General features: G+C 65.9%; 10 protein-coding genes and 1 other RNA gene. 2 read left to right on the forward strand and 9 right to left on the reverse strand.

All coding sequences use genetic code 11. The features are described 5' to 3' along the window. Nucleotides 1–4 precede the first annotated feature (4 nt). The 5 genes from ACN263_RS21925 to ACN263_RS21945 all read right to left on the reverse strand — a co-directional run bounded on the left by ACN263_RS21925 (nucleotide 5) and on the right by ACN263_RS21945 (nucleotide 5,287). Entirely contained in the window at nucleotides 5–460 is a 456-nt protein-coding gene (locus ACN263_RS21925) for a hypothetical protein (protein WP_422736233.1), read from the reverse strand. A gap of 76 nt (nucleotides 461–536) precedes the next feature. Continuing rightward, nucleotides 537–3,203 (reverse strand): HD domain-containing protein, encoded by a 2,667-nt coding sequence (locus ACN263_RS21930; protein ID WP_422736234.1) that lies wholly within the window; start codon nucleotides 3,201–3,203, stop codon nucleotides 537–539. An 848-nt stretch (nucleotides 3,204–4,051) separates the two neighbouring features. Continuing rightward, nucleotides 4,052–4,468: RNase P RNA component class A (gene rnpB / locus ACN263_RS21935), an RNA gene on the reverse strand. Between the two features lie 151 nt (nucleotides 4,469–4,619). Continuing rightward, on the reverse strand, nucleotides 4,620–5,006 hold the full coding sequence (locus ACN263_RS21940; protein ID WP_422736235.1) for a hypothetical protein: 387 nt from the start codon (nucleotides 5,004–5,006) through the stop codon (nucleotides 4,620–4,622). Beyond that, entirely contained in the window at nucleotides 5,003–5,287 is a 285-nt protein-coding gene (locus ACN263_RS21945; RefSeq protein ID WP_422736236.1) for a hypothetical protein, read from the reverse strand. Before ACN263_RS21945 ends, ACN263_RS21940 begins: the two co-directional genes overlap by 4 nt. A gap of 92 nt (nucleotides 5,288–5,379) precedes the next feature. Here ACN263_RS21945 and ACN263_RS21950 point away from each other — a divergent pair, with 92 nt between their 5' ends. Next, nucleotides 5,380–6,141, forward strand: a complete 762-nt coding sequence (locus tag ACN263_RS21950) for a sulfite exporter TauE/SafE family protein (RefSeq protein WP_422736237.1) — start codon at nucleotides 5,380–5,382, stop codon at nucleotides 6,139–6,141. A gap of 104 nt (nucleotides 6,142–6,245) precedes the next feature. On the opposite strand, the gene ACN263_RS21955 is transcribed toward ACN263_RS21950, so the two are convergent. Next, nucleotides 6,246–7,478 (reverse strand): MFS transporter, encoded by a 1,233-nt coding sequence (locus ACN263_RS21955; RefSeq protein ID WP_422736238.1) that lies wholly within the window; start codon nucleotides 7,476–7,478, stop codon nucleotides 6,246–6,248. A 54-nt stretch (nucleotides 7,479–7,532) separates the two neighbouring features. On the opposite strand from ACN263_RS21955, the gene ACN263_RS21960 reads away from it, so the two are divergent. Next, a complete protein-coding gene (locus ACN263_RS21960) occupies nucleotides 7,533–7,991 on the forward strand; it encodes a MarR family winged helix-turn-helix transcriptional regulator (protein ID WP_422736239.1) in 459 nt (152 codons plus the stop codon). Between the two features lie 466 nt (nucleotides 7,992–8,457). Here the strand turns inward: ACN263_RS21960 and mctP are convergent, their stop codons facing one another. The 3 genes from mctP to ACN263_RS21975 all read right to left on the reverse strand — a co-directional run bounded on the left by mctP (nucleotide 8,458) and on the right by ACN263_RS21975 (nucleotide 11,716). Further along, nucleotides 8,458–10,107, reverse strand: coding sequence for a monocarboxylate uptake permease MctP (gene mctP / locus ACN263_RS21965; protein ID WP_422736240.1), 1,650 nt, complete (start codon nucleotides 10,105–10,107; stop codon nucleotides 8,458–8,460). 58 nt (nucleotides 10,108–10,165) lie between these two features. Then, entirely contained in the window at nucleotides 10,166–10,408 is a 243-nt protein-coding gene (locus ACN263_RS21970; RefSeq protein WP_422736241.1) for a DUF3311 domain-containing protein, read from the reverse strand. A gap of 147 nt (nucleotides 10,409–10,555) precedes the next feature. Beyond that, nucleotides 10,556–11,716: a bifunctional RNase H/acid phosphatase gene (locus tag ACN263_RS21975; RefSeq protein WP_422736242.1), complete on the reverse strand. Its 1,161-nt coding sequence runs from the start codon at nucleotides 11,714–11,716 to the stop codon at nucleotides 10,556–10,558. Between the last annotated feature and the right edge of the window lie 3 nt (nucleotides 11,717–11,719).

Here is an 11,719-nt window from a genome sequence, read left to right on the forward strand (position 1 = left end):
CTTATCAGTTGGTCGAACTAAGGTTCGGCATAAGAAAATGCGTGACCAAGAACCACATAGCAGCCATTGAGGCAATGATAAATGCAATGATCCACGTCTCATACCATCTAAGAAAGCTTCTCCACTGCGGCGGCGCTCGGAAGCTTTCCCCCACAATGGAGTTTACCAGTTCACATTCCTCACGCCTGTAATCCATCCAAGAGAACATCCCAGCGAGAATCAGGAGGATAGCGAAAGCCGCAGTAATGGAAAGAAGTAGCATTAGAGCGATAAGTCCCGCGTACGCGAAGCCCTGCGCAATACCCCAAGAGTCATAGCCGAGAAAGAGTCCGACAGTTGCTGTAGCTAGAGCCGTCGCGATCGTCTGATAAAGCGCTAGAAAGCGATAAGTGTTCTGGTTTGTCGCCTCGATCTGGCGAAGAATATAGCGATATCTCTCAAGTCGGACTTCATCACCCAACTGAAAGTCTTCTAGATTAGACCTGCTCATTAGCTTCCTCAATAAAAGCCACCTATAAGGACAGGCACAGGTCCAACTACGGCCGGTGCATCCGGTACGCGTCTACCCGAGCCTCCCCGACGCCGTCCACACACTCAAGAACTAGACGCTGGTCGCCTGATTCACCGAAATCCAGGCACTCAAATCCGTCAGCTAGAGCCAGCGGGTCGCAACCCCAAGCCATAAGTGCCGCCTCCAAAATTATTTTGGTTGAACCTACCTTCCCTGAGTAATACCACCACCTACGCGGATTCCACTTCCCTCGTTCCACTGACCCAAAGTCAGAAAATCGGTCATCTTTGGGCCGCTTCAAGACTTCCTCCGGGAAGAACCAATGAGGATAGTCGTATACAATCGCATGGCTAGGAAGCGTCACCTGCCTGCCCCTCGTCTGGTCGATATATACTGCCGTTCCATCTTCTCGATGGAAAACGTGCAACTCCCAGCTGGGAATCATGATGAATTCGTCGCATTCTCGAAGCATCGCGACGAGCGCAGCAGGAAGGATCTCGCCACCGTCCACAAAACCACAAGGCAGTAGGGGAACATCCGCGCCAACCGATCGAGCAAGATCGCCTGCGCCGTACCTGCTTCGCGCCGTCGCGAACTTGCTCCTGCGGACCAGTTCCGCTTGGGATTCAGCCCACCGCCGCAACTCGTCTGTCGTCGCCATTGGAAAGGCTGAAAAACGATCCGCTTTCAATGGCGCCCCACAGAAGGCCCCCAAGCAGTCATAGATGTGATATGCGTGGAAACCTCCGACATACACCTGCGCCCTAGGAGACGGCCACCACCAGAGATCCTGCACCGTTTCCGACTCTAGACCAGCGGCCAAAATGGCGCGGCCGATGATGTCCCCGTTATCATCCCGCAAATCACGCACGTGTTCGGCGAAGACATCCTCATACGCGTTATACATTGCCTGATCAGATGGAGAAAGCTCGCTACTCTGATATAGCCTGCGGAATAGCTCGCGCGGGGGCAGAGTCTTCCAATCATTACCCCGAAGCAACGTTTCGACAGCCTCCGACTCTTCGTCTGGCCCCTCGAGCTGAATGTCTACATCAGCAAGCGCGCAGAGTTCAAGGAGTAGGTTCCGAAGCATTCGGGTCCGAGATTCGTAGAGAATATCGGTTTGAAAGAGCCCGTCTTCGGATAACGGGTCGTGCTTCAGTTTTGCTCGAAGGACGGTGCCGCCACCATTTAGCCGCTCATTCTCGTCAGCGACTCGCAGAAGCGGCCGAGTGCTTAGACCATTCGGAAAAACAAGAATATGAGTCTCGGTAGCAGCCTCGAAGTGTTTGAGACTTTTGACCTCAACGTAGTCCGCAATCATAAATATAGAGAAGAAGCCAATCCCGAATTGCCCGGTAGACTTAAATCCACGAGACATGAGGCCCGGATACTCACTTGCCATTTCGGTAGATTGCCAATGGGAGTAACCGAAATCGGTAAGCGTTGAAACCAGTTTCTCTGCACTCATTCCTATGCCACGGTCTTCGACGGTCAACCAGTATGAGTCATTCTCCTTTTTCATACGAACTACTACGGATAGATCACTTCCCCCGAACAGACGCGATCTAGCGCGCACCGCATCAGCCGCGTTAGCAACCGCCTCCCTCAAGGCAACTTCAGGGCGATTTCCATACAACTCTTTGCCACCGAGACGGCTAACTACATCGCTAACTTGCGATACCTTAAGCGTTGCGTCTATCGGCCGCCACCCGGAGGTAGGAATGAACCGAGCAAGCCGGTCGGGAGACTCGGCTCCCGCGACCGATTTAACAAGGAATCTCGGCCTGTCCAGATCCGCACATAGTGCATCTACCTTGCCAAGTTCGCGATCGATAGTACCGATTGCGTCGAATGCCAGCCACCATGCTGCCGCTTCGCTTACCTGGAATACCTGATTTGACGTGTATTCCAAGCGGTCAGCAGTCACGCGCGGTCTAGTTAGGCGCTGTTGGAAGTACCAGTGATGACTTGATTCGCCCGTCGGTCGGCGGAATGCATGGAGATAGGTGGGAGCTCGCCTGCTATCGATGTGAACAGCGTCGGCTAAACGTAGTACACAGGCGATCTTCAGCGCGTCAACGTGCCAGCCGTCAGGATGTCGAGAGTACGAGCCTAGAACATTCGGGAAGTGGTTAGGGAGATCATCCACGTCGAACCAATGGCTGTGGGCTATTCGGCCAATGATTGGACCGAACGCAGTTCGGAGCTCAGTGTTCTCCAGGAGAGGAAATTCTCCACCACCTGGAATGCGAAACCGTTGAGAGGCAAGGCGCTCGGCCTGTTTCGCATGACGCAGTCGAAGTACAGTCGATATGGCCTCCTCGCGTGCCAACCTACGCAGAGATTCGTCGTCGGCATCAGCGGCGCTGACGCTTTTCAATTTCGCTAACGCCATTGTTGCAAGATCGTCGAAAATAGGGTCGGCGACAACATCTTCCACTCCGCCTGGCAATGCCGCCAGTCCCATCCCGAGATCATGCAGAAGAAACGCTCCTCCCATGACAAATGCTTCTGCCGGGTTAATTGGGAAGTCGTCGCCAGTCAGCAGCGAGGCTGTGTCCCACAGGGCGTCGATGTGATCGATCGAGTGATCGGTAAACATCGGCATCGATATTGAGATTTCTCCGGCAAGGTCGCGCACAACGGACCTAAATTGCAGGTACGAGGCACGAAGTTGTTCGCGCTCCACACTCCCAACCCCAGCACCCTCCGCACCTAAGGTTCTAAGCCATAGCTTCGACTGCATAAAATCAGTTGTCATATCGTCCCTGTCGATGCTGAAGCGAAATAACGATCTTAGGCGTCTCATCTTGGGATGGGTGTCCTTGATCTTCCTCCTTTGGGCCCTGAATCCCGGAGAGCTTTGTGGTATCAGACTCATCTTCGACGCGACTGAACTTGCGTGGCGGCAGGGTTGCAGCGGCCAGCGAAGGTAACTAACCGCCATCGCCATCGAGGACGGCAGCGGGAAGCTCCGTGGGAAGCTCCGCTGTTGCCGATTTGCTCTGTTCTGGATCAAGGCACCGCGCTTCGCGCGGTGCGGGGCGGCAAGCCCGGCCGGCGGCAAGCCGCCCCGGACGCCTACGGCACCGGGGCGGTAAGCCGCCGACAGCCACCGGGACACCGCCCCATCGACCAGAGGGACCAGGCCCAGCGAGGCCGTGACGGAAGCCGGCGGGTCGGACTGGTCACGTGGTCGGGGCTTCCGGCTGCCGCGCCAGTCCAACCCCGGGACTGGCTTGCCACTGGCTCATCCCATCGCGGCACCCAGCTCCACGGCCAGGACATGCCCGACCCTCCCCCGCCGCCGCCGGTCGCCTACACGGAACCCCACGCCCGGCCCCGTAGAGCCCCCACGACGGCGCAGCCCGGCCGACCCAAGGCTAGGCCAACTGAGCCAGCGCTCAGGCCGTCTCCAGGCCGTCCCAGGCCGTGGCCAGGCCGTCAAACGCCACCCAACGATGACCAAGGTCAACCAACGACGCCAGATAAACGGCCAGCTCAGAGCCTTGATCAGATCTCTGAACTGGTGGGCGACGGACGAGTCGACCTGTACGCCGGATTCTGTGGCCGGCGCGTACCCCGAAAGGTTTCGCGCCGGCGGCGGTCATCCATCTCGGCCTGCCGTTGCCGACAGGCTCTAGCGGCCTACCCGCAGACATCGGGCGGGCAGCCCTCAAGCGTCTGCGCCGGGTCGTCATCTTGCGGTGACGGCCCTTGCTTGGCCTTGCTCCGGGTGGGGTTTACCGAGCCACCCCGGTCACCCGGGGTGCTGGTGGGCTCTTACCCCACCGTTTCACCCTTACCGTCCCCGTTGGGGTCGGCGGTCTGTTTTCTGTGGCACTGTCCCGCGGGTCGCCCCGGGTTGCCGTTAACAACCACCCTGCCCTGTGGAGTCCGGACGTTCCTCGGCGACGGGCCGCAGCCCGCCGACGCGACCGCCCGGTCGACTCGTCCGTCGCGCCCCCATCCTAACGACGCCGCCGGCACGCCTATTGCCGCCCCGCGGGCGGGTGCCCGCGCAGACCTGCCCCGCAGTCGGGCGTTCGACAGACCCCGCCCGCAGGGCAGCGCGCCGTGGAGACGGCCATTGGGTAGCGAGCAATCAGTTCACGCTGATCGTCACGACACCGGTTCCGGCGTACGCCTTCGGCAGCTCGGTGAGGACCGGACGCCCGCTGGGCCACTCGGCGTCGGGACGTCCCAGCGCGGCGGCGTGGGCTAGCTGCCAGTCCACACCTTGACGTAGCAGACGCCCCACCAGCAGGGCGGTCGCGTAGCCCAGCTCGACGACCTCCAGCGCTGGTAGGGCACCGATGTGCTCTCCCAGGGCCGGGCGGGCGGAGGTGGCTGCGGCAAGGCAGAGTGCCGGCACTTGGACGTGCCGCCCCGCACCCCTGTGTGCGGTGACCACAAGCCCGGAGAGCGCCGGGTTGCCTGCACCGAGCGCGAGCAGCGCCGTGTGGTCGAGGATGACCGCGGCCTCGTTCACGCCGCCCGCCGGCCATCGTCGGTTAGAGATTCCGGGACGTTGCCGGCCTCGACGGCCGCCCAGACGTCCTCGCCCCGGGTGAGGTCGTCGGCGCTGAGGTCGGAAGCGATCTTGAGCCGGACGTACTGCTCAGCGCGCTCCGCGCGGTCGCGCAGTTCGTCGGCGGTGAGTGCCGCCTGGGTAAGCTGGGCGACGAGGTCCCGCATGGTCGTTCCACGCTCGTTCGCTAGGAGCGCCAAGCGGTCGCGTACCTCGGTGTCGACTTTGATCGTGGTATCCACGACCGGAGTATACGACCGGTATACCGCTGCCCTGTTCCTCCTCGCCGGTCAGCTCACGACGGGTTCGGCGCGCGTACTAGCCTCGTGGGGCTATGGATCTCTCCCACGCCGCGCTGCTGCTCGCCGCCGGTCTCGCCGCTGGCACGGTCAACGCGGTGGCCGGTGGTGGTTCGCTGATCACGTTCCCGGCGATGATCGCGATCGGGTTGCCGCCGGTGCCCGCCAACGTCAGCAACTCGGTCGCCGTGTTCCCCGGGTACGTGGCCAGCGTGGCGGGCAGCCGGCAGGACCTGCCGCGCCCCCGCGCGCTCGCCACCTTGGTACCCACCACGATCGTCGGCACGATTGTCGGGGCGCTGCTGTTGCTGGCGACTCCGGCCCGCGCGTTCGAGCTGGTCGTACCCTTTCTGGTTCTCGGCGCGACCGCGGTCCTGGCTTTCCAGGATCCGCTGCGCCGCCTGGTCGGTCACCCGCGGGACCTGTCGCCACGCCGGCGGACGGTCGCGGTCCAGACGATGGTCGCGCTCGGTGCGGTGTACGGCGGGTACTTCGGCGCGGCGCTCGGGGTGATGCTGGTCGCCGGCCTGGCGCTGGTGCTCGACGCGACCCTCGCCCGGGTGAGCGCGATCAAGAATCTGCTCTCGGCCGTGGTGGGCTTGACCACGCTGGTGATTTTCGCCCTGTTCGGCCCGCTGAACTGGGCGGCGGTCGCGGTGGTCGCGCCCGCCACCCTCCTTGGGGGGTACGCGGGCGCGCGGCTGGTCCGCCGGCTGCCGCCGGTGGTGCTCAAGACGCTGATCGTGGTGTTTGGTACGACGATCGGCCTCTACCTGCTCTACCGCGCCCTGCGCTGACGCGCCCCCAAGATCTGCGCAACTACCGGGAAACTGCTGCCTCGGACGGCGCTGAGGCAGCAGTTTCCCCGATAGTGCGCGGATCTTGCAGCGAGCCAGGCCCCTCAGTAGGCCTCGCCCACCGGCTCCTCGGGAGCGTGCTCGCTCTCTGCGGCGGCGCGGTTCCAGCGGGACCAGAGGACCCGCTCGCCGTAGCCGGCGGCCATCAGGTGCGCGAACGCCAGGTAGACCAGCACCCCGACGGCGAGCACCCCGAACCCGACCCAGAACGGCAGCGCCAGGGACTGCTCGGCGAGCTTGCCGGAGATGATCGGCGCGGGTGCGGCGGCGCCCCAGCGGACCAGGTTGAACGCGCCGGTGGCGAGCCGGCGGTCGCTGGAGCCGAGGCCGAGCGCCAGGTCGGTGAGGTTGGCGTTGGCCAGGCCCATGCACAGGCCGGCGAGCACCAGCACCACCAGCGCCTCGGCGGTGCTGGAGGACGTGGCGAAGAGGACCATGCAGACCAGCAGCCCGGCGATGGCCACACCGACGGTCTGCACCGCGCCGATCCGGTGGGCGAGCCGGTGTCCGATCACCAGGATGCCGGTGGCCAGACCGAGCCCCCAGCCGGTGAACGCGAGCCCCAGCGGGATCACGTCGAGGCCCAGGAAGAGCGGCGTGTAGCCGAGCACGACGAAGAACACGAAGTTGTACGCGGCGGTGACCGCGCAGAGCGCGACGAACGCCGGGCGGCGGTAGGTGGCGAAGATCTGGCCGAGGCGTACCGGGGCCTGGCGGTTTGTGGGCTCGCGCAGCTTGCGGGCGGCCACGCCGAGGGCGAGGACCATGAACACGCCGCACACGAAGAACGGCAGCCGCCAGCTCACCTCGCCGAGCAGGCCACCGATCAGTGGGCCGACGGCGAACCCGAGACCGAGGGCGGTCTCGAAGAGGCCGACCACCCACTCCCGGTCGACGGCCAGGTTGACCAGCACCACCATGGCGGTGGCGAAGAACATCGCGTTGCCGAGACCCCACACGCCGCGCAGCACGGAGAGCTGCACGATGTTGTCGCTGAACGAGGCGAGGATGGCGGCCAGGCCGACCACCGAGACGCCGGTGACCAGCACCGGCTTGAAACCGAACCGGCCGCTGGCGAGCGTCGCCGGGATCATCCCCAGAGCCATGACCGCGATGTACGCGGTGAACAGCAACTCGACCTGCCAGGCGGTGACCCCGATCGCCTCGCCGATGGCCGGCAGGATCGGGTCGACGACGGCGATGCCGGCGATGGCGAGGAAGGCCACCAGTGTGGTGGCGTAGATGGCACTGCGGTTTGGTTCGGATGACCGATCCACTCCGACTCCCCAATTAGCTGTATCGTACAGGTATTTACCCTGTATCCTACAGCTATGAGCGACGACGACGAGAGCACCCTCGGACTGATCGAGACCGAGGTGGCCCTGCTGATGCGCTTCGGCGAGGCCACCCGGCGGGCCACCGGCACCGCCGAGCACCGGGTGCTCGACCGCGCGGCGTACGTCATCCTGCGGCACCTCGACGCCGCCGGCCCGCAGAACGTCTCCGCGCTCGCCGCGCGCCTCAACCTGGACGGCTCGACGGTGACCCGACAGGTCTCCGCCCTGCAACGCGACGGCCTCATCGCCCGCGCCCCCGACCCCACGGACGGGCGCGGCACCGTCATCTCCCCCACGACCGCCGGCCTCCAGCGGATGGCCGCCGTGCAGGCCGCCCGCACCCGCCTCTACGGCGACATGCTGTCCGACTGGACCTCCGAAGACCGCGAAACCCTGGCGCGACTCCTAGGCCGCCTCAACCAGGCCCTGGTAAACCGCAACCGCCCCCGCTAACCGTCCCCCGCCTCGCCCCGCCCCGCCCCGGCCCGGCCCGGCCCGGCCCGCCCCGCCCCGGCCCGCCCCGGCCCGCCCCGGCCCGGCCCGGCCCGGCCCGGCGATCTTGCACTTTCTGTGCCGACAAATGCCGCACAATGCCCTATATCGACAACCGAAAGTGCAAGATCGGCGCGTGGGGCGCGGAGCGTGTGGCCGTGTTGGGGCTTGGGGGTGGTGGACGAGCGCTTTGGAGCTGATGCCGGCAACGAATCACTCCCGGGAGAGACCATCTCGATTCGTTTGTGACATCAGCTCCAAAGCGTCCTGCGCCCACCCGCCGGGCCGGCCCAGCCCGAGCCAGGCCAGCCCAAGCCGAGCCGGACCAGCCCGGACCAGCCCGGGTCAGGCCGGACCGGGCCGACACTCCAGACGCACCCGCCCGGCGGACCACGACCTGAGCAGCGGCAGCCGGGCGGGTCAGTGGTCAGGCGACCGGCTCGCGGGCGGAGTCGGCGTCGCGGTCGGCGCCCGGGGTGACCCGCGGGTCGCCCTCGTCGGCGAAGTAGTCGTCCGGTTCGGTGCCGTCGACGCCCTCGGGTGCCTTCACGGCCCGCAGGATCAGCGTCAGCAGGGCGGCGACGGCCAGGTTGACCAGCACCGCCACGATGCCCACGTAGATCGTCTTGGGCGTGTCGAACCCGAACTTCTCCAGCGGGAACGCCGAGCCGCCGAAGTGCTTCTTCGTCGGGCTGGCGACCTGGTACAGCATCCACATGCCGAGGCCCATGCCGGCGACCCAGCCGGCGATCAGGGCGGTCCGGTGGAACCAGCGGGTGTAGAGGCCCAGCGCCACCGCCGGCAGCGTCTGAAGGATGATCACGCCGCCGATGAGCTGGAGGTCGATCGAGAACTGCGGGTCGAGGAAGACGATGCAGGCGACCGCGCCGACCTTGACCACCAGTGAGGTGATCTTCGAGACGTTGGCCTCCTGCGCGGCGGTGGCGTCCTTCTTCAGGTACTCCTTGTAGATGTTGCGGGTGAACAGGTTCGCCGCCGCGATCGACATGATCGCCGCCGGCACCAGCGCGCCGATGCCGATGGCCGCGTACGCCACCCCGGCGAACCAGTCCGGGAACTGCTGGTCGAACAGCAGCGGCACGATCGTGTTGTTGTCCACGCTGCCGGCCGAGGCCCCCGGCAGCGGCTTCACCCCGGCCGCGATGGCCATGTAGCCGAGCAGCGCGATGAGCCCCAGCAGCAGGCTGTACGCGGGCAGCGCCGACATGTTCCGCTTGATCACGTCCCGGTTCCGGCTGGCCAGGACCCCGGTGATGCTGTGCGGGTAGAGGAACAGGGCCAATGCCGAACCGAACGCCAACGTGACGTACTGGAGTTGGTTGTTGCCGTTGAGCAGGATGCCGTCGTTCGGGTTCGGTGAAGCCTGGAACTTCGCGTCCGCGGCGTCGAAGATGTCGCCCCAACCACCGAGCTTGTACGGCAGGTAGATGACCGCCACCAGGATGACGATGTAGATCAGGCTGTCCTTGACGAACGCGATCAGCGCGGGCGCACGCAGCCCCGACTGGTAGGTGTACGCGGCGAGGATGGCGAACGCGATGATGATCGGCAGGTGCCGGGCCAGGGCGCTGTCGCCCGTCACGCCCATCGTCTTGAGCACCGCCTCGATGCCCACCAGTTGCAGCGCGATGTACGGCATGGTGGCGACGATCCCGGTGATCGCGATGAGCAGCGCCAGCACGGGCGAGTCGAACCGCCGCCGAACGAAGTCGGCCGGGGTGACGAAGCCGTGCCGGTGCGAGACCGACCAGAGCCGGATCAGCACCAGGAAGACCATCGGATAGATCACGATGGTGTACGGCACGGCGAAGAACCCGGCCGCCCCGGCCCCGAACATCAGCGCCGGCACCGCCACGAAGGTGTACGCGGTGTAGAGGTCACCGCCGACCAGGAACCAGGTGATCCAGCCGCCGAAGCTGCGCCCGCCCAGGCCCCACTCGTCGAGGTGTGCCATGTCCTTCGGCGCGCGCCAGCGGGCGGCCACGAAACCCATCGCGCTGACCAGCAGGAACAGCAGCGAGAAGACGATGATCTCGGTGAGATGGTCGCGCCACATCAGCAGACCCCTTTCGTTCGCGACTGCGGGGCTCGCAAACCCGGCTCACTCCTCGCGCTCACCGCATCCCCCGCTTCTTGGTCATCTGGTAGACCAGCGTCGTGGTGGAGACGCCGAGCAGGATCCAGGCCAGTTGCAGCCAGTAGTAGCGGGGGAAGCCGAAGATCCGGGGCGCGTCACTGTTGAAGAACGCCGGGACCAGCGGCACCACGATGGGGATCAGGAGCAACCAGTTCCAGGGGCTGTGGTCCTTCGCCCTGGACGACGCCGTGCTGGGCGCCTCCGGTTCGGGTGCAGCCATCTGACACACCTCCGGGGAGTCGAGGCTCTCGATGTAACGGCCGGAGGCTACGACTCTGTGACCGCCGTCACGATCAGGGTGCGGACGGCGCTGCGCCGAACGGCGCACGGGCTGCGCCGAACGGTGAAGGGAGGGTGGGTGCGCTGCTCAGGCAGCGGGCAGGTGCGCGGTGTCGTTGACCGTGCGGACGGCGATGCCGCCGTCGGGCCACAGGTCGAGCACCGAGATGCCGGCCGCGTCCAGGAACAGCCGGTGCAGGAAGCCGTCGGTGGCGGCGAGGGCGTCGCGCAGCGCCAGCTTGATCGGCGAGACGTGCGAGACGACCACCACGGTCTCCCCGGGGTACGCCTTCGGCAGCGCGTCGACGACCCGACGCACCCGTTCGGCCACCTGGGTGAACGACTCGCCGCCCGGCGGGGCGATCCGCGTCGAGGCGAGCCAGGCGTCCATCTCACCCGGCCACTGCTGGCGTACCTCGGCGAAGGTACGCCCCTCCCACTGCCCGAAGTCGCACTCGATCAGGTCGGCCTCGGTGCGCACCGGCACGGCACCGATCGCGTCGGCGATCGCCGCTGCGGTGGCCGTACACCGGGACAGGGGTGAGCTGAGCACGGCCGCGACGGACGGGGCGAGGGCGGCCACCCGCGCGCCGGTGGCTGCGGCCTGGGCCCGGCCACGCTCGGAGAGCGGCACGTCGCCGCGGCCGGAGTAGCGGCCCTGCTCGGTGTACGCGGTCTCGCCGTGCCGCACGAGGATCAGCCGGGTGGCGGTGAAGCTCGGGCGGGGCTCCCAGGAGGCCGGCGCGGTTGCCGGGTCGCTGCCGGTCGAGGTGTCGCCGGCCGGGGCGCTGGCGGATGCCGGGGTGCCGACGGCGGCCGGCGGAGCGGCGGGCCGGCCGGCGGCAGCGTCCATCGCGGCGTTGGCGAGCGCGTCGGCGTGCCGGTTCTCCTCGCGGGGGATCCAGGTGAAGCGGACCGCGCCGAAGCGGCCCACCAGCGCGGCCGCCTGCGCGGCGAGCGGACGCAGGCCGGGGTGCTTGATCTGCCACCGGCCGCACATCTGCTCGACCACCAGCTTGGAGTCCATCCGGACGTCCACCTCGGTGGCGTTCAGCTCGGCGGCGGCCCGCAGACCGGCGATCAGCCCCTGGTACTCGGCGACGTTGTTGGTCGCCGTACCCAACGACTCGGAGCGCTCGGCGAGCACCTCGCCGGTCTCCGGGTCACGGACCACCGCGCCGTAGCCGGCCGGCCCGGGGTTGCCCCGGGACCCGCCGTCGGCCTCGACGACGACCACGCGCGGCGCCACGAC

Source organism: Micromonospora sp. WMMD729, from assembly GCF_049315225.1.
In the GTDB taxonomy this organism is placed as follows: domain Bacteria; phylum Actinomycetota; class Actinomycetes; order Mycobacteriales; family Micromonosporaceae; genus Micromonospora.